23 protein-coding genes are annotated in these 24916 nt (G+C 72.8%); 17 read left to right on the top strand and 6 right to left on the bottom strand.

Features of this window, described 5'->3' with window-relative positions; translation table 11 throughout:
* The first annotated feature begins 23 nt into the window (after window positions 1-23).
* From G9H72_RS01520 to G9H72_RS01480, 9 genes are all read left to right on the top strand, one after another.
* Complete coding sequence (locus tag G9H72_RS01520) at window positions 24-4730, top strand: outer membrane protein assembly factor BamB family protein (RefSeq protein ID WP_166166424.1); 4707 nt, start codon at window positions 24-26, stop codon at window positions 4728-4730.
* A 128-nt stretch (window positions 4731-4858) separates the two neighbouring features.
* Window positions 4859-5713: a bifunctional methylenetetrahydrofolate dehydrogenase/methenyltetrahydrofolate cyclohydrolase gene (locus tag G9H72_RS01515; RefSeq protein WP_166166422.1), complete on the top strand. Its 855-nt coding sequence runs from the start codon at window positions 4859-4861 to the stop codon at window positions 5711-5713.
* 6 nt (window positions 5714-5719) lie between these two features.
* Window positions 5720-5980: a DUF3017 domain-containing protein gene (locus tag G9H72_RS01510; protein ID WP_166166420.1), complete on the top strand. Its 261-nt coding sequence runs from the start codon at window positions 5720-5722 to the stop codon at window positions 5978-5980.
* A 151-nt stretch (window positions 5981-6131) separates the two neighbouring features.
* Window positions 6132-7088, top strand: a complete 957-nt coding sequence (gene mdh / locus G9H72_RS01505) for a malate dehydrogenase (protein WP_166166418.1) — start codon at window positions 6132-6134, stop codon at window positions 7086-7088.
* Window positions 7089-7154: 66 nt separating this feature from the next.
* Window positions 7155-8369, top strand: coding sequence for an NADP-dependent isocitrate dehydrogenase (locus G9H72_RS01500; protein ID WP_166166416.1), 1215 nt, complete (start codon window positions 7155-7157; stop codon window positions 8367-8369).
* Between the two features lie 397 nt (window positions 8370-8766).
* Window positions 8767-10056, top strand: a complete 1290-nt coding sequence (locus tag G9H72_RS01495; RefSeq protein WP_166166414.1) for a hemolysin family protein — start codon at window positions 8767-8769, stop codon at window positions 10054-10056.
* Window positions 10057-10087: 31 nt separating this feature from the next.
* Window positions 10088-11092, top strand: a complete 1005-nt coding sequence (gene trpS, locus G9H72_RS01490) for a tryptophan--tRNA ligase (RefSeq protein ID WP_231126168.1) — start codon at window positions 10088-10090, stop codon at window positions 11090-11092.
* Window positions 11093-11101: 9 nt separating this feature from the next.
* Window positions 11102-11662: a 2'-5' RNA ligase family protein gene (locus tag G9H72_RS01485; protein WP_166167693.1), complete on the top strand. Its 561-nt coding sequence runs from the start codon at window positions 11102-11104 to the stop codon at window positions 11660-11662.
* Between the two features lie 43 nt (window positions 11663-11705).
* Window positions 11706-12836, top strand: a complete 1131-nt coding sequence (locus G9H72_RS01480; protein ID WP_166166410.1) for a YihY/virulence factor BrkB family protein — start codon at window positions 11706-11708, stop codon at window positions 12834-12836.
* Here the strand turns inward: G9H72_RS01480 and G9H72_RS01475 are convergent.
* Complete coding sequence (locus tag G9H72_RS01475; protein WP_166166408.1) at window positions 12821-14062, bottom strand: D-alanyl-D-alanine carboxypeptidase family protein; 1242 nt, start codon at window positions 14060-14062, stop codon at window positions 12821-12823. The two genes, G9H72_RS01480 and G9H72_RS01475, sit on opposite strands and share 16 nt — an antisense overlap.
* A gap of 67 nt (window positions 14063-14129) precedes the next feature.
* Here G9H72_RS01475 and G9H72_RS01470 point away from each other — a divergent pair, with 67 nt between their 5' ends.
* Entirely contained in the window at window positions 14130-14390 is a 261-nt protein-coding gene (locus G9H72_RS01470; protein WP_166166406.1) for an SCO4848 family membrane protein, read from the top strand.
* On the opposite strand, the gene G9H72_RS01465 is transcribed toward G9H72_RS01470, so the two are convergent.
* Window positions 14375-14884, bottom strand: a complete 510-nt coding sequence (locus G9H72_RS01465; protein ID WP_166166404.1) for a type II toxin-antitoxin system PemK/MazF family toxin — start codon at window positions 14882-14884, stop codon at window positions 14375-14377. The two genes, G9H72_RS01470 and G9H72_RS01465, sit on opposite strands and share 16 nt — an antisense overlap.
* Before the next feature lie 167 nt (window positions 14885-15051).
* Between G9H72_RS01465 and G9H72_RS01460 the strand changes: the two genes are divergently transcribed.
* The 5 genes from G9H72_RS01460 to G9H72_RS01445 all read left to right on the top strand — a co-directional run bounded on the left by G9H72_RS01460 (window position 15052) and on the right by G9H72_RS01445 (window position 18701).
* Entirely contained in the window at window positions 15052-15726 is a 675-nt protein-coding gene (locus G9H72_RS01460) for an HAD family hydrolase (RefSeq protein ID WP_166166402.1), read from the top strand.
* A gap of 36 nt (window positions 15727-15762) precedes the next feature.
* The gene (locus G9H72_RS01455) at window positions 15763-16785 is read left to right on the top strand and encodes an aldo/keto reductase (protein WP_166166400.1); all 1023 of its coding nucleotides are present in this window, start codon (window positions 15763-15765) and stop codon (window positions 16783-16785) included.
* A 14-nt stretch (window positions 16786-16799) separates the two neighbouring features.
* Entirely contained in the window at window positions 16800-17228 is a 429-nt protein-coding gene (locus tag G9H72_RS21130; protein WP_331271884.1) for a quinone oxidoreductase family protein, read from the top strand.
* Window positions 17225-17710: a zinc-binding dehydrogenase gene (locus tag G9H72_RS21125; RefSeq protein ID WP_331271883.1), complete on the top strand. Its 486-nt coding sequence runs from the start codon at window positions 17225-17227 to the stop codon at window positions 17708-17710. Before G9H72_RS21130 ends, G9H72_RS21125 begins: the two co-directional genes overlap by 4 nt.
* Window positions 17711-17855: 145 nt before the next feature.
* Entirely contained in the window at window positions 17856-18701 is an 846-nt protein-coding gene (locus G9H72_RS01445) for a fibronectin type III domain-containing protein (RefSeq protein WP_166166398.1), read from the top strand.
* A gap of 82 nt (window positions 18702-18783) precedes the next feature.
* Here G9H72_RS01445 and G9H72_RS01440 read toward each other — a convergent pair whose 3' ends face one another.
* From G9H72_RS01440 to sdhC, 4 genes are all read right to left on the bottom strand, one after another.
* Window positions 18784-19488 (bottom strand): succinate dehydrogenase iron-sulfur subunit, encoded by a 705-nt coding sequence (locus G9H72_RS01440; RefSeq protein ID WP_166166396.1) that lies wholly within the window; start codon window positions 19486-19488, stop codon window positions 18784-18786.
* The gene (sdhA, locus tag G9H72_RS01435) at window positions 19488-21179 is read right to left on the bottom strand and encodes a succinate dehydrogenase flavoprotein subunit (protein WP_231126283.1); all 1692 of its coding nucleotides are present in this window, start codon (window positions 21177-21179) and stop codon (window positions 19488-19490) included. The genes G9H72_RS01440 and sdhA overlap by 1 nt, the downstream gene beginning before the upstream one ends.
* A 77-nt stretch (window positions 21180-21256) precedes the next feature.
* Window positions 21257-21745: a succinate dehydrogenase hydrophobic membrane anchor subunit gene (locus tag G9H72_RS01430; RefSeq protein WP_166166394.1), complete on the bottom strand. Its 489-nt coding sequence runs from the start codon at window positions 21743-21745 to the stop codon at window positions 21257-21259.
* A gap of 1 nt (window position 21746) precedes the next feature.
* Complete coding sequence (gene sdhC / locus G9H72_RS01425; protein WP_166166392.1) at window positions 21747-22142, bottom strand: succinate dehydrogenase, cytochrome b556 subunit; 396 nt, start codon at window positions 22140-22142, stop codon at window positions 21747-21749.
* A gap of 173 nt (window positions 22143-22315) precedes the next feature.
* Here sdhC and G9H72_RS01420 point away from each other — a divergent pair, with 173 nt between their 5' ends.
* Together G9H72_RS01420 and G9H72_RS01415 are read left to right on the top strand one after the other, a co-directional pair.
* The gene (locus tag G9H72_RS01420; protein ID WP_166166390.1) at window positions 22316-23578 is read left to right on the top strand and encodes an amidohydrolase; all 1263 of its coding nucleotides are present in this window, start codon (window positions 22316-22318) and stop codon (window positions 23576-23578) included.
* Window positions 23579-23724: 146 nt separating this feature from the next.
* Window positions 23725-24786 (top strand): BMP family lipoprotein, encoded by a 1062-nt coding sequence (locus G9H72_RS01415; protein WP_166166388.1) that lies wholly within the window; start codon window positions 23725-23727, stop codon window positions 24784-24786.
* Window positions 24787-24916 lie beyond the last annotated feature (130 nt).

The raw sequence follows: 24916 nt of genomic DNA, 5'->3' as shown, positions 1-24916 counted from the left end.
CGACTCAGGAATAGGAGAGCGCAGTGCACGTACGCAGGGCACGCGTGACGCTCACGGCCGCGCTGGCCGTGGGGCTCGCGATACCGCTGGCCGGAGGGCCACCCGCCCAGGCCACGCCCGGCACGGCGGTCGTGACGGGCACCGTCTACGACGACGCGAACGGCAACGGCACGCAGGACGCCGACGAGGGCGGCATCAAGGGCGTGGCTGTCTCCGACGGACGGCAGACCGTCACGACCGACCGCCGTGGCCGCTACACGATCACGGTGGACACCGAGCGGCGCCTCACCGACTACGTGCAGGTCTCCCTGCCGTCCGGATGGGCCCTGCCGCTGGACGAGTCGAACGAGCCGGAGTTCTACCAGCCCGTCGAGCCGGACGCCGCGGGCTACGCGGAGAACGACTTCGCCCTGCGGCGTGACCCGCGGTCTCGCGACGAGGACTTCCGCTTCGTCGGCCTCGCGGACGTCCACGTGCAGGCCGGGACGCTCAACGACCGGGAGCGCTTCACCGACCAGCTCGACCAGGTCGACGCGCTGGTGCAGAACTCTGCCGAGAGCGGCAAGGCCAAGCAGGAGGCACCCCGCTTCGTCGTGGTCTCCGGCGACCTGACCAACAACGCGACCCCCGGCGAGTTCGCCGACTACCGGGCGGCGACGGCGACCTCCTCGCTGCCGGTCTGGCCGGCCGTCGGCAACCACGAGTACGACTCGACCCGCGGCCCGTCCTACGCGCAGCTCATCGAGAACTACCGGCAGGCCGTGGGCCCGGAGTGGTACTCGTTCACTTACGGCGACAAGCACTTCCTCGTGCTCGACGACGTCCAGGGCACCGCCCAGGCGGACCAGCTCGCGTGGGCCCGGCAGGACCTCGCGCTGCACGGCCCGGGCAACAAGGTCGTCGTCATCACCCACATCCCGCTGAACACGCCGCAGACCACGAACGCGTCGACGGTCGCCCAGTACGTCCAGCTCTTCGAGCAGTACGACACCGAGCTGCTGCTGGCGGGCCACACGCACACCAACGACGTCGACGACGAGGTCATCGAGGGCGCCCTGCACGCGGTCACGACCTCGTCGGCGTACACGATCGACCAGACGCCCAACGGCTTCCGCGTGGTGCGGTTCCTCGACGGTGAGGTGTCCCTGCCGTTCCGGGAGTACGACGCGGACCCGACGCTCTCGCTCGTCCGGCCCGGCGACGGCGGCCGCCTTCCGCAGGCGCGGACGGAGATCCTGCTCGACGCCTACGAGACGAGCAAGGAGTACACCGAAGCCCGCTTCCGCATCGACGGCGGCGCGTGGCACGACCTGGAGAAGTCGGGGGAGTGGTCCTGGGCCGCTGCCTTCGACGCCTCGCAGCTCTCGCTCGGCGCCCACCGCATCGAGGTGCTCGTCGTCGACAAGGGCTGGGGACGGCACGAGGGGAGCGGCACGTTCACGGTCGTGCCGCCCGCCCAGGTGCAGCAGCCCCGCCAGGGCGCCCCCTGGTCCGGCTTCCACGGCGACCCCGCGCACCGCGGGGTCGCGGGCGACACGCTCGAGCCACCGCTCGGCCTCGCGTGGGCCGCGCGCACGGGCGGGCACATCCTCACCTCGTCCCCGGCCGTGACAGGCGGCGGCGTGTTCGTCGGCGTCCGCGACGACGACGGCGTCGCGCAGAACTCGCTGCTCGGCCTGGAGCTCGCGACCGGGCAGCAGCGCTGGCGCGTGCACACGGACGGCCAGATCGAGACGTCCCCGGCGACGGACGGGGCGACCGTGTTCGCGGTCTCCGTGCGCGGCACGCTCTACGCGGTCGACGCGGCCTCCGGCGCGACGCGCTGGACCTGGCGCCCACCGGGCTCGACGCGGACGTGGGGCTACTTCTCGCCCACCGTGACGGACGGCACGGTCTACATGGCCTACACCCTGCCGGGCAGCGGCGTCCGCGTCACGGCGCTCGACGCCACCACGGGAGCCCCCAGGTGGACGTCGGGCAACAGCGGTGCGACCTGGCACGCCTTCGGCTCACCGGCGGTGGCGGACGGGACCGTCTACATCGTCGCCCAGGGCGGCCAGGTCACCGCGCTGAACGCCGAGACGGGCGCGCAGCGGTGGACGCGCACCCCCGCCGGCGGCTGGAGCCGCTCGGCCCCCGTCGTCGCCGACGGCCTGGTGCTCACGAACCACCAGAGCGACATCCTGGTCGCCTCGAACGCCGAGACCGGCGTGGAGGCCTGGCGCTACAGCAGCCCCGGCAGGTCGTACCTCGCCGGCGAGGGGACGGGGTCCGCGCCCGCGGTGGCGGACGGAACCGCATACGTCGGCTTCAGTGATGGCAGCTTCACCGCCGTCGATCTCGCCACCGGCCGGCCGAAGTGGTCGCAGACGACCGGCCACGCCATCCTCTCCTCGCCCGCGGTGTCCGGCGACATGGTCTACGTCGGCTCCAACGACGGGTACGTCCGCGGCTTCGACCGCGAGACCGGCCAGCCGTTGTGGTCCTACCGCATCGGCCCCTGGGTGGCGTCGTCCCCCGCGGTGTCCGGCAACGCGCTCGTCATCGGCGCGTGGGACGGGAACGTCTACGCCTTCACCCCGACCGGCGAGCCGGCGCCGCCGCGCTGGTCGCGAGTCGTCGGCACCGTGACCGCCGGGGGCCCGGCGCTGCCCGCCGCGAGGGTCGTAGCGCGCGACGACGACGGCGAGGTGGTCGGCGACGTCTCGGCCGACGGGCAGGGGCGGTTCTCGATCGCGCTGCCGCCGGGGACGTACACGCTCGACGCCGCCCGCCGCGGCTTCGGCCCGGCGCGCCGGGTCGTCGCGGTCTCCGGCCACGGCGCCACCGTCCCCGCGGACCTGGCGCTGCCGCGGTGGCCCGGGCCGGTCGCCGGCACGAGCGACGTCCCGCTCGACTGGGCGTCGAGCACCCGGCCCGACACGGTCCTCGGCACGCCGTACGCCTACGTCGGCAGCGACCGCATCACCGGCGCGGTGACGAGCGAGGTCGCGGCCAACAACCTCGCCGGTGCCGCACAGCCCGGCTGGCTGACCGACCTCGGGCCGAACGACGCGCTGGGCCAGGAGACGCTCGACTGGTCCGAGCTGCTCGTCACCGCGAAGGCGCCTGGCGGCCCGGACTGGAACCGCCCCGGCGAGCAGCTCCCGCTGCCCGAGGTGACCGTCGACGGCGCGGCCGTGGTGGCCAGAGGCGTGGCGCAGGCGGACGCGGACGTCCGGGCCGCGTTGCGCTACGAGGCGGTCCCCGGCCTCGACGCGGTGAAGATGACGCTGGAGCTGACGAACGCCGGCACCGATGCGTTCAGCGGCAACTTCGCGTACGTCATCGACCCGGACTCGACGCAGGACGTGTCGATCGTCCCCGGCCGCACCGGGCAGAACCCGGGGTACGTCGCCCCGGGCACCGCGAAGTTCCTGTACGACGGGGCGGCCACCGCGGGCGGCAGCCAGGCCGCGCACGTGCTCACGTGGCCGGAGGGGCAGGCGCCGAAGACCCTGGAGGCCATGGGCTACGTCGCCGGCCTCTGGTTCGACGCCTCGCTCGCCGGGGGCGCCAGCCGCACCATCACCTGGTACCACGGCCTCGCCTACCCGTCGGCCGGCCCGGACGTCACCATCAACGCCGCCGCTCTGGCCAACGCGCTGACCGCGCCGCCCGGCCAGCAGTGGTCCCGGGTCGAGGGCCGCTCCACCGACGCGCAGACCGGCAACCCGATTCCGGCATCGGTGCTCGTGCGTGACACGTCCGGAGCCGTACGCGGTGGTGCGGTCGCCGACGCGCAGGGGCGCTACTCGCTCCTGCTCCCGCCGGGCGAGTACACGCTGGACGTGTCGCGCCGCGGCTACGCGACCGGGCAGGGCACCTTCACCCTGTCCGGCACGGGCGGCGGGACGGTCGCGGACATCGCGCTCGCCCGGCGTACCGGGCCGGTGGCCGGCACCAGCGACGTGCCGCTCGACTGGGCGTCCAGCACGCGGCCGGACACCGTCGCGGGGCAGCGCCATCACTACGTCGAGAGCGACCGGCTCACCGGCGCGATCACCTCGCGGGTGGGGGCCAACAACAGCCCGGGCGCGGCGCAGCCCGGCTGGCTGTCCGACCTCGGGCCGAACGACGCGAAGGGCGCCGAGACGCTCGACTGGTCCGAGCTGCTCCTGACGCGGAGCACGCCGGGCACGCCGGACTGGAACCGGCCGGGCGAGCACCTGCCGCTGCCCGACGTCACGGTCGAGGGCAACAGCGTCGTCGCCCGCGGGGCCTCGGCCCAGACGCCTGCGGTGAAGGCGAAGCTGACGTACGCGGCCGAGCCCGGCCTGGACGCGGTCAGGATGACGCTCGAGCTGACCAACACCGGCTCCACCGCCTACACCGGCAACTTCGCGTACGTCATCGACCCGGACTCCGCCCAGGACGTGTCGATCGTGCCGGGCCGGGCCGGGACGAACGCCGGCTACGTGGCGCCCGGCAGCGCGACGTACCTCTACACGGGCGCCACCGGCGGCGGCGGCGAGCAGGCGGCCCACGTGCTGGCCTGGCCCGCGGCGCAGGCGCCGAGGACGCTGGAGGCGGCGGGCTACGTGGCGGGGCTCTGGTTCGACGCCTCGCTGGAGGCGGGCGCGAGCCGCACGATCACGTGGTGGCACGGGCTGGCGTACCCCTCGGCCGGGCCGGACGTCACCGCCGGCGCCGCCACGCTGGCCTCGGCGCTGCGGGGGCGCACGCCGTGAGGGCAGGCTCGTGACGTGACCGCCTGACGGGTTGATCATGGGCACGTCGGCCCACGCCGCGGCGTGTCGCGCTGACTTGCCCATGTTCACCGACGTTCTGAGGCGCGGGCATGGGAGGATGCGGCCCCGTGACTGCGCAGACTCTCGACGGCAAGGCCACCGCGGCGACGATCAAGGCCGAGCTGGCCGAGCGGGTCGCGGCGCTGCGCGAGCGCGCCGTCACCCCCGGGCTCGGGACGCTCATCGTCGGTGACGACCCCGGCAGCAAGGCGTACGTCGCCGGCAAGCACCGCGACTGCGCCCAGGTCGGCATCGCCAGCATCGAGCGCACGCTGCCGGCCGACGCCACGCAGGCCGACGTGCACGCCGTGGTCGAGGAGCTGAACGCCGACCCCGCCTGCACCGGCTACATCGTCCAGCTCCCGCTGCCCTCGGGGCTCGACCCGAACGCCGCGCTGGCCCTGATGGACCCGGCCAAGGACGCCGACGGCCTGCACCCGGCGAACCTCGGCTGGCTGGTCCTCGGCCGCGCGGCCCCGCTGCCGTGCACCCCGCGCGGGATCGTCGAGCTGCTGCGCCGCTACGAGGTCCCGATCGGAGGCGCCGAGGTCGTCGTGGTGGGCCGCGGCGTCACCGTCGGCCGCCCGCTGGGCCTGCTGCTGACGCGGCGCTCGGAGAACGCGACCGTCACGCTCTGCCACACCGGCACCCGCGACCTGGCCGACCACCTGTCCCGCGCGGACATCGTCGTGGCGGCGGCCGGCGTCCCCGGGCTCGTCAAGCCCGACATGGTCAAGCCGGGCGCGGCCGTGCTCGACGTCGGCATCACCCGCACCGACGTGGGGCTGGTCGGCGACGTGGACCCGGGCGTCCGCGAGGTGGCGGGCTTCCTCGCCCCGGTTCCGGGCGGCGTCGGGCCCATGACCCGCGCCATGCTGCTCACGAACGTCGTGGAGGCGGCCGAGCGCTCGCTCGCCGGCTGAGTCGCGATGGTGCACGAGTGGGCGACGGTCCTCGTCCTCGTCCTCGCCGGGGCGGGGCTCGCGCTGCTCGCGCTCGACGTGGGCGGGCACCGCGGCGGTGCCACCCTGCTCGCCGCCGCGCTGCTCACCGCGGCCGGGCTGCGCGCCGCGCTGCCGGCCCGGTGGGTGGGGATGCTCGCCGTCCGCTCCCGGGCCGCCGACGCCGTCACGGCCGCCGCGCTGGGCGTCGCCCTGCTGGTCATCGCGCTGCTCACGCCCGACGCCTGACCCGGCAGCGCCAGGCGGAGCCGGGCAGGGCGTACGCCCCCGCGCCGGTGGGAAGGGGCGCGGGCGATAGCCTGCCGGGCGGGCACAGGCAACTCGGCGGACATGCACTCGGAAGACATGGGCCGGCCCACACTCGACGAGGAGCAGCGACGTGGCGCGTTCGGGCAAGGTGACGGTGGTCGGAGCCGGTTTCTACGGCTCCACGACGGCTCTGCGGCTGGCGGAGTACGACATCTTCGAGGAGGTCGTGCTCACCGACGTCGTCGACGGCAAGGCCGAGGGCATCGCCCTCGACATGCAGCAGTCGCGCCCGGTGGAGGGCTTCGAGACCAAGGTCACCGGCAGGACGACCGGGACGGACGGCTCGGGCTACGAGGTCATCGCCGGCTCCGAGGTCGTCGTCATCACCGCGGGCCTGCCGCGCAAGCCCGGCATGAGCCGCATGGACCTCATCGAGGTCAACGCCAAGATCGTGCGCTCGGTCGCCGAGAACATCGCCGAGCACGCGCCCGAGGCCGTCGTCATCGTCGTGTCGAACCCGCTCGACGAGATGACCGCCCTGACCCAGCTGGCCACCGGCTTCCCGAAGAGCCGTGTCATCGGCCAGGCCGGCATGCTCGACACCGCGCGCTTCAGCTTCTTCGTCGCCGAGGCCCTCGACGTCCCCGTCGGCTCGGTCCGGACGCTGACCCTCGGCTCGCACGGCGACACGATGGTCCCCGTCCCGAGCGCGTGCACCGTCGACGGCAAGCCGCTGTCCGACGTCATGGGCCAGGCCAAGATCGACGAGCTCGTCAAGCGCACCCGCAACGGCGGCGCCGAGATCGTCGCGCTGCTCAAGACCGGCTCGGCCTACTACGCCCCGTCCGCCGCCGCCGCCCGCATGGTCAAGGCGGTCAAGGAGGACTCCGGCGCGGTCATGCCGGTGTGCGCCTGGGTCGACGGCGAGCACGGCATCTCCGGGGTCTACCTCGGCGTCGAGGCCGAGCTGGGCAAGCAGGGCATCCGCCGCGTCGTCGAGACCCAGCTGACCGAGAGCGAGCTCGCCTCGCTCAAGGAGGCCGCCGAGGCCGTCCGCGCAAAGCAGGCCGACGTCAAGGACCTCTGAGCCTTCCGGCTCCTCGAGCACCGCACCGCAGAAGTACCAGCAGACACGCAGGGAGAAGCCCTACACATGGCGAAGATCAAGGTCCAGGGCCCGGTCGTCGAGCTCGACGGCGACGAGATGACCCGGATCATCTGGCAGTTCATCAAGGACCAGCTGATCCTGCCGTACCTCGACGTCGACCTGCGCTACTACGACCTCTCCATCGAGAGCCGTGACGCCACCGACGACCAGATCACCGTGGACGCGGCCAACGCGATCAAGGAGCACGGCGTCGGCGTCAAGTGCGCCACGATCACGCCGGACGAGGCGCGGGTCGAGGAGTTCGGCCTGAAGAAGATGTGGAAGTCGCCGAACGGCACGATCCGCAACATCCTCGGCGGCGTCATCTTCCGCGAGCCGATCATCATGCAGAACGTCCCCCGGCTCGTCCCGGGCTGGACCAAGCCGATCGTCGTCGGCCGTCACGCCTTCGGCGACCAGTACCGCGCCACCGACCTCAAGGTCCCCGGCCCGGGCAGCCTCACCCTCACCTACACCCCGCAGGACGGCTCCGCGCCGGTCGAGCTCGACGTCTACGACTTCCCCGGCGGCGGCGTCGCGCTCGCGATGTACAACCTCGACGACTCGATCCGCGACTTCGCCCGCGCCTCGATGCGCTACGGCCTCAACCGCGGCTACCCGGTCTACCTGTCCACGAAGAACACGATCCTCAAGGCCTACGACGGCCGCTTCAAGGACATCTTCGCCGAGGTCTACGAGGCCGAGTTCAAGTCCGAGTTCGAGGCCGCCGGCATCACCTACGAGCACCGGCTCATCGACGACATGGTCGCCGCCGCGCTCAAGTGGGAGGGCGGCTACGTCTGGGCGTGCAAGAACTACGACGGCGACGTGCAGTCCGACACGGTCGCGCAGGGCTTCGGCTCGCTCGGCCTCATGACGAGCGTGCTGCTCAGCCCTGACGGTCGCACCGTCGAGGCCGAGGCCGCCCACGGCACCGTGACGCGCCACTACCGCCAGCACCAGCAGGGCAAGCCGACGTCGACCAACCCGATCGCGTCGATCTTCGCCTGGACCCGGGGCCTGGAGCACCGCGGCAAGCTCGACGGCACCCCCGAGGTCAGCGCGTTCGCGGCCGACCTCGAGCGCGTCTGCATCGAGACCGTCGAGTCCGGCCAGATGACCAAGGACCTCGCCCTGCTCATCGGCAAGGACCAGCCCTGGCTCACCACCCAGGACTTCCTCGCCGCGCTCGACGAGAACCTCAAGAAGGCGCGCGCCTGACGGCAGCCCCCAGCACGGCCGGGGCCGGGACCACGCGACGTGGTCCCGGCCCTCGTGCGTCCGGCCCCCTGCGGCACCGGGTCGGCCGGCGGCACGAGCCGGGCGGATCGGCGCGCCGACCGAACCGAACCCGCCACCCACCGTCTCCAACGTGCGGAACACCAACGCAAGTGAAGGGACGTCCGACATGCCCAGCTCGACGCGTCGCGCGACTCTCGTGCTCATCGAGGTCTTCGTCGTTGCGGTCCTCGTCGGGGGCCTGATCACCGGCCGCCTCGGCTGAGGTGAGCGCCCGCTGACTCCGCGGGCTCCGGCGGGCCCGCCCTAGGCTGCAGCCCATGCAGCCCATGGAGCCCACGGGCGGCAGCACGCCACGGTCCGGCGGGGAGGCCGTGGCGTGAGCCGCACGGTCGCCGACCTGCTCCTGCTGGCCGCGCTCGCGCTGCTCGGCGGCCTGCTCGGGGCCGTCGAGCTCGTGGTGAGGTCGTTGCGGGAGAGCCAGCTGCGGTCCCTGGCGGCCAGAGGCGAGCGGGGCGCCCGAGCGGCCCGGCTCGCCGCCGCCCCCGAGCGGCACCTGCCCGCTCTGCAGGTCGGGTCGGTACTCGCCGGCTTCCTCGCCGCCGCGTACTCCGCCGTCTCGCTCTCCGGCCACCTGGAGCGGGCGCTGCTGCGCGCCGGGCTCGACCGCGGGCCCGCCGCGGCGCTCGCCGTCATCGGGGTGACGCTCGCCACGGCGTACGTGGTGGTCCTGCTCGAGCTCACGCTGCGCCGGGTCGCCGGCGCGCGCCCGGAGGCCGTCGCGTACGCCCTCGGGCCTGCCGCCTCCCGGCTGGCGCTCGCCGGCCGCCCGCTCGCCGCTCTCGTCCTGCGCCCCGCGGCCCTGCTCGCCCGGCTGCTCGCCGGCGACCGCCCGGAGGAGGACGGGATCGGCGAGGAGCAGATCCGGGACCTGGTCGCCGGGGCCGAGGCCATCGGTGGCGAGGAGCGCCGGCTCATCGGTGAGGTCCTCGGCGCCGGGGCCCGCCGGCTGCACGAGGTCATGGTCCCGCGCACCGAGGTGGAGTTCCTGGACGCGGCGCTGCCGGTCCTGCGCGCCGTCCGGCTGGTGTCGGACAAGCCGCACTCGCGCTACCCCGTCGTGCGCGGGTCGACCGACGACGTCGTCGGCTTCGTCCACGTGCGAGACCTGTTCGGCCCGGCTGCAGGGAGCGGCGCCCGCCTCGACGAGCTCGCACGGCCCGTGCTGCGCCTGCCGGGCAGCAAGCAGCTGCTGCCCACGCTGTCGGAGATGCGCCGGGCCGGGCACCACCTGGCGATCGTCGTCGACGAGTACGGCGGCACCGACGGGATCGTGACCCTCGAGGACCTCGTCGAGGAGCTGGTGGGTGACATCCGCGACGAGTACGACGTCGAGACGGGCGAGGCCGGGGACGGGCCGGCGCAGGTGGACGGGCTGCTCAACCGGGACGACTTCGCCGAGCGCACCGGGATCGAGCTGCCGGAGGGACCGTACGAGACGGCGGGCGGCTACGTCATGACCGCGCTCGGCCGGATCCCGCGGATCGGGGACTCGGTCGAGGCCGGCGGCCACCGCCTCCTCGTACGCGAGATGGACGGCCGGCGCGTGTCCAGGATCGAGGTGCGCCCGGCCGAGCAGCCCGTACGTTTCGCGTCGATCTCAGGATGACCCGCCCGTCACCAGTGCAAGAATGGAGCCCATGTCGTTGCCCCGCGTCTTCTCGGGCATGCAGCCCACGGCCGACTCGCTCCATCTGGGCAACTACCTCGGTGCCCTGACGCAGTGGGTCAAGCTGCAGGAGACGCACGACGCGTTCTACTGCGTCGTCGACCTGCACTCGATCACGGCCGAGTTCGAGCCGGAGGTGCTGCGCCAGCGCACCCGCGTCACCGCCGCGCAGTTCCTCGCCGGAGGCGTGGACCCCGAGCGCAGCACCCTGCTGGTCCAGAGCCACGTCGCCGCCCACGCGGAGCTGAGCTGGGTCCTGACCTGCCTGACCGGTTTCGGCGAGGCCAGCCGCATGACCCAGTTCAAGGACAAGTCCCAGCGCTACGGGGCGGACCGCTCGGGCGTCGGGCTCTTCACCTATCCCATGCTGATGGCCGCGGACATCCTGCTCTACCAGTCGCACCGGGTCCCGGTCGGCGAGGACCAGCGCCAGCACCTCGAGCTGACCCGTGACCTCGCCCAGCGCTTCAACTCCCGGTTCGGCGAGACGTTCGTCGTCCCCGAGCCCTACATCGTCAAGGGCACCGCGAAGATCTACGACCTGCAGACGCCGGACAAGCAGATGAGCAAGTCGCTCGGCGGCAGCGGCTGCCTCTACCTGCTCGACGACCCCAAGGCCAACGCGAAGAAGATCCGCAGCGCCGTCACCGACACCGGTCGCGAGATCCGTTTCGACCAGGTGGAGAAGCCCGGCATCAGCAACCTGCTCACGATCTACTCGGCGCTGTCCGGGCGCTCGGTCGAGGAGCTCGAGGCGGCGTACCGCGGCAAGGGCTACGGGGACCTGAAGAAGGACCTCGCCGAGGTCTTCGTCGAGTTCGCGACCCCGTTCCGGGACAAGGTGCGCCAGATCGTGGAGGACACCGAGGGGCTCGACGCGGTGCTCGCGCGCGGCGCGGAGCGTGCCCGGACGGTCGCGGGGGAGACCCTCGCCACCGCGTACGACCGGGTCGGGTTCCTCCCGGCGAAGCGCTAGGCGGCTGCCCTGCGCACCATCGGCGTCGCCATCGCCATCCCGGAGCCCTGGGGTGGCGAGCTCCAGCGCTATCGCAAGGCCTTCGGGGACCCCCTCGCCGACGCGATCCCGACCCACGTGACGCTCGTGCCGCCGACCGCGGTCGACGACGACGCGCTCGCGCAGATCGAGGAGCACCTGCGCGTGACGGCTGCGCAGGAGGAGCCCTTCGACCTGCACCTGCGCGGCACCGGCACGTTCCGGCCGGTGTCCCCGGTGGTCTTCGTGCAGCTGGCGCTCGGCATCAGCGCGATCGAGCGGATCGAGGAGCTCGTACGCCGCGGCCCGCTCGCGCGCGAGCTGAGCTTCCCGTTCCATCCGCACGTGACGGTCGCGCACGACCTGCCCGAGGAGGCGCTGGACCGCGCCTACGACGAGCTGGCGACCTACGAAGCGCGCTTCGTCGTATGGGGCTTCAGCCTCTACGAGCACGGCCCCGACGGCGTGTGGCGCCCGCAGCGCGACTTCGTGCTGGGGCGGCAGCTGCCCGGCCCCGGGCTGCCCGCGGAGGGTGTGGGCGCGGCCGGCTGAGCCGCGACGGGTGATCCTTCCGTCCCGCGGGTAGTGACGGCGCATGCCCGCAGTCGTCGACAAGGCCAAGGACACCGCCCACGAGGTCCGTACGCGGTGGCCGATCCTGGACCACGCGCTGCGGATGAACACGCACTACGGCAAGGTGCGCGGAGGTGCGCTCGCCGGGGCGGTGACGTACTTCGGCTTCCTGTCCTTCTTCCCGTTGATCGCGCTGGCGTTCTCGGTCGTCGGCTTCATCGCCGACGCCTACCCGGACGCGCAGAACAGCATCCAGGAGACGTTGCAGGACACCTTCCCGAGCCTGATCGGCACGGGCGAGGGGCAGATCAACGTCGAGACCTTCGCCAACGCGAAGGCCGGAGCGGGCCTCGTCGGGCTCGTCGGCCTGCTGTACGCCGGCCTCGGCTGGCTGGACGCGCTGCGCGAGGCGCTCCGCCAGGTGTGGGGCCTGACCACCGGCGGGGGCAACTTCGTGGTGAAGAAGGTCATGGACGTCGTCGTCCTCGTCGTCTTCGGAACGCTCGTGCTGGCCACGACGACCGTCTCGAGCTTCACCACCAGCCTGTCCGGGACGGTGCTCGGCTGGTTCGACCTCGACGGCAACGTCGGCGCGGCCGTGCTGCTGCGGGTGCTCGGCGTCACCATCGCCGTGATCGGCAACACCGCCGTGCTGCTCTTCGTCTTCACCCGGCTGCCCGGGCACCGGCTGCCGTGGCGCAACACCTGGCACGGCGCGCTGCTCGGCGGCATCGGCATCGAGGTGCTCAAGCAGCTCGGCACCACCCTCATCGGCAACACCACGAGCAACCCGCTGTACGCCTCGTTCGCCGTCGTGGTCGGCCTGCTGGTGTGGATCAACTTCATCAGCCGCGTCATCCTCTACGCCGCCTCCTGGGCCGCGACCGGCCCGAAGGCGACGCTGGAGGCTCTGACCGTGGCGGAGGCGGACGTGCTGAGCGAGGAGGAGGCGAAGGTGATCTCCGGAAAGCCGCTTCCGCAGGCCATCGCCGCCCGGGACAAGCTGCGGGCCCGCAACGAGCGGCGCGACCGCGAGGCGGCTGCGCTCGTCAGCGGGCGGCGGGCGCTGCCGGCCGGGCTCCGCAAGCGGGCTGCGGCGTTCCTCGGGGTGGTCGCGCTGGTGTCGCTGCGCAGCCGTCAGCGCACCGGCTGACCCGTGCGCGCGGGCCGCTCCCTCGGCAGTGGCCGGCGCGGCGGGCCGATCGGCCCCTGCGCGGCGAGCCGGCGACGCCGCTGCCGGCGGCGGTAGTGCACCCGCAGCCGCAGCGCCGCCACCGTCGCCCAGAGCACGCCGAGCACCGCGAGCACCTTGCCGAGCCAGCCGCTGCCCGTGCCGGGCACCTGTGCGCGCGCGGCGGGGGCGGCGGCCGGGGGAGCCGGCGCCAGCGTCGGGGCGGCGGCCTCGACCGCGCCGGTGGGAGCGCCCGGCTCCACGAGCTCACCGACCGGGGCGGCCTTCCCGCCGTGGCGGAAGAACCAGTCCGAGAGCTGCACGGCCTCCTGCCAGCCCTGGCTCGCCCCCATCAGCGTCACGAGCACCGTGCGGCCGTTGCGCTCGGCGGCCGCGATGATCGTGTTCTTCGCCAGTGTCGTCCAGCCGTTCTTGATGCCGAGCGCGCCGTCGTAGTTGAGGACGTACTTCTGGTGCGACCAGAGCTGGAACGTCGGGCGGCGCTTGCCCTTCTTGACCATCCTGCCGGGAAAGGGCGCCTGGACGGTGCCCGCGTACTCCATGATCGCGGGGTTCGCGAGCGCAGCCCGGCCGAAGAGCGCCAGGTCGTACGCGGAGCTGACCTGCCCGTCCTCGTCGAGCCCCTCGGGGCTGACCGCCCGGGTGTCGTGGGCCTGCAGGGAGTCGGCGAGGGCGTTCATCTCGGCGACGGTCTGGGCCACCCCGCCGTTGAGCGTCGCCAGCCCGTGCGCGGCGTCGTTGCCGCTGTTGAGGAAGAGCGCCTGGAACATCTGCTCGACGGTGTAGGTGCCGCCCGGCACCATTCCGGCCTTGCTGCCCTCGATGTTCGCGTCGTCCGCGCTCGCCGTGTAGACCGTCTTCTCGTCGAGCTTGGGCTGCAGGGTCAGCGCGGTCAGCGTCTTGAGCGTGCTCGCCGGGCGCAGCGGCTTGTGCGGCGCCTTGGTCGCGAGCACCTCACCGGTCTCCGCGTCGGCCACGACGTACGCCTTCGCCGTGATCTTCGGCGGCCGCGGCACGCCGGGGGGCAGCGAGACCACGACCCTGCCGCCGGTCATCAGCGGGCCGCCGACGGGGTCGGCCGCGGGGGCCGGCGCCGCGGCCGCGGCGGGCGCGACGAGCAGGCACAGGGTGCAGGCGGCCACCACCGCGAGCGCCGCGCGGCCGCCGCGGCGGAGGGTCCCGTACATCGGGCCAACGCTAGCCCCGGTCCGGGCGCGGAGGGGCGCTCCGACACGAGCGGGGGACAATGAGCGGGTGGTCCTGTCCCGGCGCGCATCCTGGTTCCTGCTGGCCGTCGGCGTGTGGACGTGGGTCATCTGGCCGCGCTTCCTGCGCGCCATCTGGGCCGACGACCGGTCGTGGGACGACGGCCCGACCTCGTTCTTCCTCGTCCACGCGGTGCTGATCGGCACGTCGCTGGCGATCGGCACGGCCGTGGGGTGGATCGGGTGGCGGGGGCTGCGCGCGGCACGGCGCCCCCCGGCTCCGCAGGCCGAGCCTCAGCGCCAGCCGTAGCCCGTCCGCAGCTCGCCCGCCACCGCGTCGAACCGGCGACGGTCCAGCACCGCGCCCTCGCGGCGGATCGACCGCTCGTCGATCGCGAGCACCCGGTCCAGTCGCACCCAGCTCGGCCGGCCCTCCCGGTCCCACGTGCCCGGGCCGAGGGCGAGCCAGTGCCGCTGGCCGTCTCGGTCGTGCTGGCTGGACAGCATCAGCCCGAGCACGGTCGCCCCCTGCCGGCCGACGACGAGCACCGGGCGGTCCTTGCCCTGTCGCGGGTCGTCCTCGTAGGCCACCCAGGCCCACACGACCTCGCCCGGGTCGGCGCGGCCGTCGAGCCGCGGCGAGTACGACACCGTGCGCCCCGCGTGCCGGCGGGCCGGGACCGTGGTCGGCGGCGTCCTCGCGCCGGCCCCGCGGGCCGCGCGAGGTGCCGGACGGGCGCGGCTCGGGCGCGCGACGAGCCGGTCGAGCAACCGGCCGAGCAGGGCGTAGCGGGACGTTGCCATCGTGCTGGGACACTAGCTCCCGGGCGCTCGGCCTGCTCGCCCCCGAGGCGCAATGACCACGGGACTGCGCCCCCGGCCCGGCGCGTCGTGCGCGGAGCCCCACGATCACCGGGGTGCCGGGTGGCAGGCCGGGGCCCAGGGCCCACGGAACGGCAGTGGAGGTCGTCATGGCGGTGGCAGCGGGCGAGGGCGTCGTCTTCGACATGGACGGGGTGCTCATCGAGTCCGAGGAGCTGTGGGACGAGACCCGGCGGGGCCTCGCCGCCGACGCCGGCCGGCCGTGGCCGCCGGAGGCGACCCGGGCGCAGCAGGGGATGAGCACGCCGGAGTGGTCGCGCTACCTCGTCGAGACCGTGGGCATCCCGGGGGCACCGGAGGAGATCGCCCGCACGGTCATCGACCGGCTGGCCGCGGAGTACGAGCGCGAGCTCCCGCTGCTGCCGGGGGCGGTGCAGGCCGTGGCACGGCTGGCCGAGCGGTGGCCGCTGGGGCTCGCGTCCTCGTCGCCGCGCCGGCTCATCGACGCCGTGCTGCACTCGGCCGGGCTGACCGGGCACTTCCGGGTCACCCTGTCGACGGAGGAGGTCGCCGCGGGCAAGCCGGACCCGGTGGTCTACCGCACCGTGGCCGAGCGGCTCGGCATGCCGCCCGGGCGGCTCGTCGCCGTCGAGGACTCCAGCAACGGCCTGCGCGCGGCGTCCGCGGCCGGGATGGTCGTCGTCGCCGTCCCGCACGCGGCGTTCCCGCCGGCCGAGGACGCGCTCGCGCTCGCGGACGTCACGCTCGACCGGCTGGCCGGCCTCACACCCGAGCTGGTCGCGAAATTGCTCGCGGGCAACTGAGGGGTCGTTCCCCGTCGACCGGGCAGAGGGGCGGGCATGGAGCTGCGAACCCTGGGACGCACCGGTGTGAAGGTCAGCCCGCTCTGCCTCGGCGCGATGATGTTCGGTGAGTGGGGCAACCCCGACCACGAGGAGTCGGTCCGGGTCATCCGGCACGCCCTCGACTCCGGCATCAACTTCGTCGACACGGCCGACGTCTACTCCCGCGGCGAGTCCGAGCAGATCGTCGGCAAGGCCCTCGCCGGCCGCCGCGACTCGGTCGTGCTCGCCACCAAGGCGCACGCGCCGATGGGCGACGACCCGAACCAGCAGGGCAACTCCCGGCGTTGGATCACCCAGGAGGTGGACAACAGCCTCCGGCGGCTCGGGACCGACTGGATCGACCTCTACCAGATCCACCGGCCGAGCCCCGACACCGACATCGACGAGACCCTCGGCGTGCTGACGGACCTCGTGCGCGCCGGCAAGATCCGCTACTTCGGCTGCAGCACATTTCCTGCACACGAGATCGTGGAAGCGCACTGGGTGAGTGAGCGGCGCGGCCGCGAGCGGTTCGTCACGGAGCAGCCGCCGTACTCGCTGCTCGTGCGGGGCATCGAGCGCGACGTGCTGCCGGTGGCCCAGAAGCACGGCATGGGCGTCATCCCGTGGAGCCCGCTCGCCGGTGGCTGGCTGACCGGGAGGTACCGCAAGGGGCAGGAGATCCCGCAGAGCGGCCGCGCCCAGCGGATGCCGGCCCGCTACGACATGTCGCTGCCGGACAACCAGCGCAAGCTGGAGGCGGCCGACGCCCTCGCCGTGCTGGCGCAGGAGTCCGGGCTCTCGCTCATCCACCTGGCCCTCGCGTTCGTCGCGCAGCACCCGGCGGTCACGGCGCCCATCATCGGGCCGCGGACGATGGAGCAGCTGCAGTCCCAGCTGGGCGCCGCCGACGTGAAGCTGACGTCGGACGTCCTGGACCGCATCGACGAGATCGTGCCGCCCGGCACGAGCTTCTCCCCGGCCGACGCCGGCTACCAGCCCCCGGCCCTGACTGACGCCGCCCTCCGCCGGCGATGACGACCATGCGTGCCGTGGGGATCAGCCGTCCGGGCGGCCCGGAGGTGCTGGAGATCGTCGACCTGCCCGTCCCGCAGCCCGGGCCGGGGGAGGTGCGCATCCGGGTGAGTGCCGCCACGGTCAACCCGACCGACGTGGGGTTGCGCGAGCTGGGCGCGGGCCTGCCGACCCCCTGGGTACCGGGCATGGAGCTGGCGGGCCTCGTCGACGAGGTGGGCGACGGCGTCCGGCTCGCGCTGGGCACTCCGGTGATGGCGGTCGTGAGCCCGCGCCGGCCGCAGGGCGGGGCACAGGCCGAGCTCGTCGTCGTGCCGGAGGAGTCGGCCGTCCCGGTGCCGGCCGGCCTCTCCGACGTCGAGGCGGCGACGGTGCCGATGAACGGGCTCACCGCGCGGCTGGCGCTCGACCGGCTGCACTGCCCGCCGGCACGGCGCTCGGGGTGACGGGCGCGGCGGGCGCCCTCGGCGGGTACGTGATGCAGCTGGCGAAGGTCGAAGGGCTGCACGTGGTGGCCGACGCGAAGCCGGAGGACGAGGAGCTCGCCCGGGCGCTCGGAGCCGACGAGGTGGTGCCGCGGGCCGGCGACCCGGCCGCAGCGTTCCGCGAGGCCGTGCCGGACGGGCTCGACGCGGTCGTGGACACGGCGTTGCTGCACGAGCGGGTGATCGGCGCCGTACGCGACGGCGGCGGCCTGGTGACCGTCCGCGGCTGGAAGGGGCCGGGCGAGCGGGGCATCACCGTGCACCCGGTGATGGTGGCGGACTACCTGCGCGAACGGGCGAAGCTCGCCGAGCTGGCGGCGCTCGTCGAGCAGCGCCGGCTGACAGCGCGCGTCGCCGCGACGTACCCGGTCGAGCAGGTCGCCGAGGCGCACCACCGGCTGGAGGCCGGGGGAGTGCGCGGCCGGCTGGTGCTCACGTTCTGAGCTTGGGGCGTCGCCGGCGCCGCTACTCGAAGCCGGAGGCGTGGCTACTCAACGGCGGTCGTGCTCGTATCGCGGTGCGAGGGGGCCGCTCCGGATCGGCGAACGGCGCGTTCTCGCGCCACCGACCGGCTGAAAGGCATCCACCATGCTCTCCCGACCCCGCTTCCTGCGCACCTGCCGCGCCGCCGTGCTGGCCCTGGCGACCCTCGCCGCCGGCGGCCTGACCGCCACCCCGGCGAGCGCCGGGCCGGTGGACTGCAGCGCCGACTGCATCACGTCCTTGCAGACGAGCCAGACCCGCGGCACCTGGTTCACCCTGTCCACGAAGACCACGGTCCCCACGAGGATCTCGCTGAAGATCAGCCAGTACCTCAACGACGTGGACTCCAAGCCCGCCCTGCAGTACACGCCCGGCTCGCCGTCCACCTCCCACTTCGACCCGGTGCGCAACCTCGTCCCCGGCACGGGCTACTGGTTCAAGGTCTTCGCGACCGACCAGCAGGGGCGCTCCCACGCCGAGCTCGGCTACGTCACGACGAAGACCCGCATCGTCACGGTGAAGATCGACAAGATCACCGTCCTGGACGACAGCGACGCCTCCGGCAACGGCGAGATCTCCGTCCACCTCAAGGCCGGGGACGCCGAGAGCCCGAACTACTACCACGACCACAGCGTCGGCTCCGGCGGCGTGCTCAACCCGCTCTGGACGCGCGAGATCGAGGCGCCCACGTCGACGAAGGCGTACGTCGAGCTGTTCGACGACGACGACGACTGCTGGCTCGGCTGCGGGCCGAGCACCAACCACCTCATCCCGCAGTACGACACCGGCACGGCGTGGTACGGGCAGTGGGGAACGGCGACGTACACGATCCCCGCGCCCAAGGACTCGGACCCGGCGTTCGACGCCTGGCCCTTCACCATCTCCTCGCCGGGCAACAGCCCGGTCAAGTTCCTCGTGGACGGGCGGCTGAGCATCAGCTACGTCGACTGACGCGGCCGCCGGACGCCGCCGGCCGGCACGCTCGGGGGAGCGGGCCGGCCGGCGGTGTAGCAGGCGAAGTGCGGTCGGCCAGTCAGACCGCGCGGGTCAGCAGCGCCCGCTTGACCTCTTGGATCGCCTTGGTGATCTCGATGCCCCGCGGGCAGGCCTCGGTGCAGTTGAAGGTCGTCCGGCAGCGCCAGACGCCCTCGCGCTCGTTGAGGATCTCCAGCCGCTGCTGGGCGCCCTCGTCACGGCTGTCGAAGATGAACCGGTGGGCGTTGACGATCGCCGCCGGGCCGAAGTACTGCCCGTCCACCCAGTAGACCGGGCACGAGGTCGTGCACGCGGCGCACAGGATGCACTTGGTGGTGTCGTCGAATCGCTCACGGTCCTTCGCCGACTGCAGCCGCTCGCGCGTCGGCTCGTTGCCGCGGGTGATGAGGAAGGGCATCACGTCGCGATAGGCGTCGAAGAACGGCTCCATGTCGACCACGAGGTCCTTCTGGAGCGGCAGCCCCTTGATGGCCTCGACGGTGATCGGCTTGTCCGGGCTGACGTCCTTGATGAGCGTCTTGCAGGCGAGCCGGTTGCGGCCGTTGATGCGCATGGCGTCCGAGCCGCAGACGCCGTGCGCGCACGACCGGCGGAAGGTCAGCGAGCCGTCGACCTCCCACTTGACCTTGTGCAGGGCGTCGAGCACGCGGTCGGTCGGGAGCACGGTGACGCCGTACGCCTCCCAGTGCGGCTCGGAGTCCTGCTCCGGGTCGAAGCGGCGGATCTTGAGTGTGATCTCCACTAGTACTTGCGCTCCATCGGCTGGTACCGCGTCTGCACGACCGGCTTGTAGTGCAGCTCGATCTCGACGTTGCCCTCGGCGTCGACCTCCCGATAGGCCATCGTGTGACGCATGAAGTTGACGTCGTCGCGGGTCGGGTAGTCCTCGCGGAAGTGCCCGCCCCGGGACTCGTTGCGCGCCCGCGCCGAGACGACCAGCACCTCGGCGAGGTCGAGCAGGAAGCCGAGCTCGACGGCCTCGAGCAGGTCGGTGTTGAACCGGCGGCCCTTGTCCTGGATCGCGACGCGCGCGTAGCGGTCCTTGAGCGCCTGGATGTCGGACTCGGCCTGCTTGAGCGTCGTCTCGGTCCGGTAGACCTGCGCGTTCATGTCCATCGTCTGCTGCAGCTCCGAGCGGATCGCGGCGACCCGCTCCCCGCCCGTGCTCGAGTAGACCGTCGCGAGCAGGTCCGTGACGTAGCCGGCCGGGTTCGCCGGAAGGTCGACGTGCTTGGCCGTCTTGGCGTACTCCGCCGCAGCGATGCCCGCGCGCCGGCCGAACACGTTGATGTCCAGCAGCGAGTTCGTGCCGAGCCGGTTCGCACCGTGCACCGAGACGCAGGCCGCCTCGCCCGCGGCGTACAGGCCGGGGACGTGGTGGATGTCGTCGCGCAGCACGCGGGCGTCGACATCGGTCGGGATGCCGCCCATGGCGTAGTGCGCCGTGGGCACGATCGGGACCGGCTCGGTGTAGGGCTCGACGCCGAGGTACGTGCGGGCGAACTCGGTGATGTCCGGGAGCTTGGCGTCGATGACCTCGGGGGGCAGGTGCGTGAGGTCGAGGTGGACGTAGTCCTTGTTCGGGCCGCAGCCACGTCCCTCGCGGATCTCGGTATGGATCGCCCGGGCGACCATGTCACGCGGCGCGAGGTCCTTGATCGTCGGCGCGTAGCGCTCCATGAAGCGCTCGCCGTCGGCGTTGCGCAGGATGCCGCCCTCGCCACGGGCGGCCTCCGACAGCAGGATGCCCAGGCCGGCCAGGCCCGTCGGGTGGAACTGGAAGAACTCCATGTCCTCCAGCGGCAGCCCCTTGCGCCAGACGATGCCCATGCCGTCACCGGTCAGGGTGTGCGCGTTCGACGTCGTCTTGAAGACCTTGCCGAAGCCGCCGGTCGCGAAGATGACCGACTTGGCCTGGAAGACGTGCAGCTCGCCGGTCGCCAGCTCGTAGGCGACGACGCCGGCCACCGCCCCGTCGTTCATCAGCAGGTCGAGCACGTAGAACTCGTTGAAGAACTCGACTTCGTGCTTCACGCACTGCTGGTAGAGCGTCTGCAGGATCATGTGGCCGGTGCGGTCGGCCGCGAAGCAGGAGCGGCGGACGGCTGCCTCGCCGTGGTTGCGGGTGTGCCCGCCGAACCGGCGCTGGTCGATGCGGCCCTCGGGGGTGCGGTTGAACGGCAGCCCCATCTTCTCCAGGTCGAGGACGGCGTCGATCGCCTCCTTGCACATCACCTCGGCGGCGTCCTGGTCGACGAGGTAGTCGCCGCCCTTGACGGTGTCGAAGGTGTGCCACTCCCAGTTGTCCTCCTCGACGTTGGCCAGGGCGGCGCACATGCCGCCCTGGGCCGCGCCGGTGTGGGACCGCGTGGGGTAGAGCTTGGTCAGGACGGCGGTACGCGCGCGCTGGCCCGACTCGAGGGCCGCCCGCATGCCCGCGCCCCCCGCGCCGACGATGACGACGTCGTAGCGGTGGGAGTGCAGGACGCTCGAAGTCACGGTGCCCTCCCTCAGATGTTCGGGTCGAAGGTGAAGATGACGAGGGTGCCGAGGAGCAGCGTGAAGACCGAGGACGCGTAGAGCAGCGCCTTGAGCCACACGCGGGTGATCGTCCGCTCGGCGTAGTCGTTGATGATCGTCCGCAGGCCGAGCGTGCCGTGCACCTGGGCGAGCCAGAGCATGGTCAGGTCCCAGGTCTGCCAGAACGGGCTCGACCAGCGGCCGGCGACGAACGAGAAGTTGATCTTCTGTACGCCGCCGTCGACGACCATCTGGATGAACAGGTGGCCGAGGACGAGCACGATGAGCAGCAGGCCCGACAGCCGCATGAACAGCCAGGCGTAGAGCTCGAAGTTGGTCCGCCGGTCCGGTCGGCGCGGGTCGCGCACCTTGGGGGCGCGGCTGCGCGGGGCCTCGAAGCGGGCGTCGGACGCCGCCCGGCCCGGGTCCCCGGTCGCAACCAGCTCGGACGGTGCAGTGATGGGGGCGTCGGTCGCCATGTCAGCCCTCCGACCCGAAGAGAACGGCCCAGGTGTGCTCGGTCATGGGGTAGAGGAACCCCGCCATGAGCACGAACCACACGGCGAGCACTGCCCAGAGCATCTGGCGCTGGTAGCGCGGGCCGTGCTTCCAGAAGTCGATCAGGACGACACGGAAGCCGTTGAAGGCGTGGAAGAGGACCGCCCCCACCAGCCCGACCTCCATGAGGTTGACGACGGGGTTCTTGTACGTGTCGATCACGCGGTTGTAGGCGTCGGGGTCGACGCGCACGAGCGCTGTGTCGAGCACGTGGCAGAAGAGGAAGAAGAAGATCAGAACGCCGGTCACGCGATGCGCGACCCACGACCACATGCCTTCTCGGCCGCGGTAGAGCGTGCCGGCCGGTGCCTTGGGCAACGCAGGCCTTCCGGAGGTGAGGTCCGGAGCGCTCCCGTGATGCCGGACGCGCCCGACTGAAGGGGACTTCAGCTTGAGCAGATGCTAGTTCCCCACGGAGCCCGTCACCCGCTGAGGGCTCGTGATCCCGGCAACAGGGGTCCTCCGGACATCGGAGGGGTACATTCCGGCGGATGGACTTCGGAGGCGGACGACCCGGCGCGGCGGCCCGCGCCTCGACCGCCCCGGGCATCCCGGTCGCGCTGGAGCAGCTGCGGGCGCGGGTGCGCGAGCTCGAGCCCGAGCTGGTGGCCCTGCGCCGCGACATCCACATGCACCCCGAGCTGGGACGGGCCGAGATCCGCACCACCCGGCTGATCCGTGAGCGGCTCGAGGCGGCCGGGCTGGCGCCGTACCTCCTGCCCGGGGGGACCGGGCTCTGGTGCGACATCGGCGACGGGGACCGCGCGGTGGCGCTGCGCGCCGACATCGACGCCCTCCCCGTGACCGACCTCAAGGACGTCCCCTACCGCTCGCAGACCCCCGGCCTGGCGCACGCCTGCGGTCACGACGTGCACACCGCCGCGGTGCTGGGCGCCGGGCTCGCGCTCGCCACGCTGCCGGCGGCCCGCCGGCTGCCGGGGCGCGTGCGCCTGGTGTTCCAGCCCGCCGAGGAGCGGCTGCCCGGCGGCTCGCTGGACGTCATCGACGCCGGCGGGCTCAAGGACGTGGACGAGATCTTCGCCCTGCACTGCGACCCGCGCATCGAGGTCGGGCGCGTGGGCGTGCGCCCAGGCCCCATCACCGGGGCCTGCGACCGGCTCAAGGTGATCCTGCGCGGCCCGGGCGGCCACACCGCCCGCCCGCACCTGACGGCCGACCTGGTCCACGCGCTCGCCAAGCTCGTCACCGAGCTGCCCGCGGCGCTCGCCCGCCGGGTCGACCCGCGGGCCGGGCTGAGCCTGGTCTGGGGCCGCGTGGACGCCGGGTCGGCCCCGAACGCGATCCCCCAGTACGGCGAGGCCGAGGGCACCCTGCGCTGCCTGGACACCGACACCTGGCGCGAGGTCCACGACCTCGTCCATGACCTGGTGCAGACGGTCGCCGCGCCGTACGGCGTCTCCGCCGAGGTCGTCTACTCGCGGGGCGTGCCGCCGGTCGACAACGAGGAGGCGTGCGCCGAGGTCCTCGCCGCGGCCACGCTGGCCGCGGAGGGGGAGGGCACCGTCGTCCCCACGCCGCAGAGCCTGGGCGGGGAGGACTTCGCGTGGTATCTCGAGCACGTCCCCGGCGCGCTCGCGCGGCTCGGCACCGCCACCCCCGGCGACCTCGTCCAGCGCGACCTGCACCAGGGCGCGTTCGACGTCGACGAGCGGGCCATCGGCGTGGGCGCCCGCGTGCTCGCGGCCACGGCGCTGCTCGCCCTGGTGCGCACGTCCGGCAGCGAGGACATCTGAGCCGGCCGGCCTCCGGCGCGGCCCGTTCGGTCGAGATCCGGCGTCAGCCTTGCTACCAACAGGTAACGCCGCCGTTCAGCGGCCTCCACCTGGTGTTCGGCTCGGATAGCCTCTGTCGTCACATTCTTCGGAGGGAGCACAACATCGTGCGTCGGGGTATTCGGGCAGCGGCGGTCCTTGCGGCCGCGACGCTCGCGCTCGCCGCTTGCGGCAGCGACGACGAGGAGAGCCCGGCGGCCAGCCCGTCGAACGGGGCCAGCAAGCCCGCCGCGGCTGTCGAGCTCAAGATCGGCATGGCGTACGACGTGGGCGGCCGCGGCGACCAGTCCTTCAACGACGCGGCGGCGGCCGGCCTGGACAAGGCCAAGGCCGAGCTGGGAGCGGAGTCCCAGGAGGTCGAGGCGGTCACCGGCGAGGCCGAGTCCGCCCGCGAGGAGCGGCTGACCCAGCTGGCGGAGGGCGGCTACAACCCCGTCATCGCGGTCGGCTTCGTCTACGCCACCTCGCTCGCCAAGGTCGCGCCGCAGTTCCCGGACACGCACTTCGCGATCATCGACAGCACGGACGCGACCGGCGAGAACATCGCCAACCTCGTCTTCGCGGAGGAGCAGGGCTCCTTCCTGGTCGGCGCCGCGGCCGCGCTCAAGAGCGAGTCGGGCAACATCGGCTTCGTCGGCGGCGTCAACACCCCGCTGATCAACAAGTTCGAGGCCGGCTACCGCGCCGGTGCCGAGGCCGCGAAGCCCGGCATCAAGGTGCAGTCGCAGTACCTCACCCAGCCGCCGGACTTCAGCGGCTTCGGTGACCCGGCCAAGGGCAAGACCGCCGCGCAGGGCATGTTCGACGCGGGCGCCGACGTCGTCTACCAGGCGGCCGGTGGCTCCGGCGGCGGCGTCTTCGAGGCGGCGAAGGCCGCGGGCGGCAAGGCCGTCGGCGTCGACTCCGACCAGGCGCTCACCGCGGACGCGTCGGTGCGCGACGTCATCCTGACCTCGATGCTCAAGAAGGTCGACGTCGCGGTCTACGACTTCCTCCAGTCGGTCGCCCAGGACCAGTTCACGGCCGGCACGGTCTCCTTCGACCTGGCGCAGGGCGGCGTGGACTACTCCACGACCGGCAACCAGGTCGACGACATCAAGGCCCAGCTCGACGAGTACAAGCAGCAGATCATCGACGGCGAGATCACGGTCCCGACGACGCTCTCCTGACTCTCGGGGCACTCTCCCGCCGCGGGGGCTTTCCGGACGCGATAACGTCCGGGAAGCCCCCGCGGCGTGTGCGGTCCCCCAGCGCAACCGGTTTTTCCGTACGTCCAGCACCGCCCAGAGCCGCACCGGC

Origin of the sequence: Motilibacter aurantiacus (genome assembly GCF_011250645.1) — a bacterium.
GTDB classification, from domain to species: domain Bacteria; phylum Actinomycetota; class Actinomycetes; order Motilibacterales; family Motilibacteraceae; genus Motilibacter_A; species Motilibacter_A aurantiacus.
This window is presented reverse-complemented; position numbering and strand designations above follow the sequence as displayed.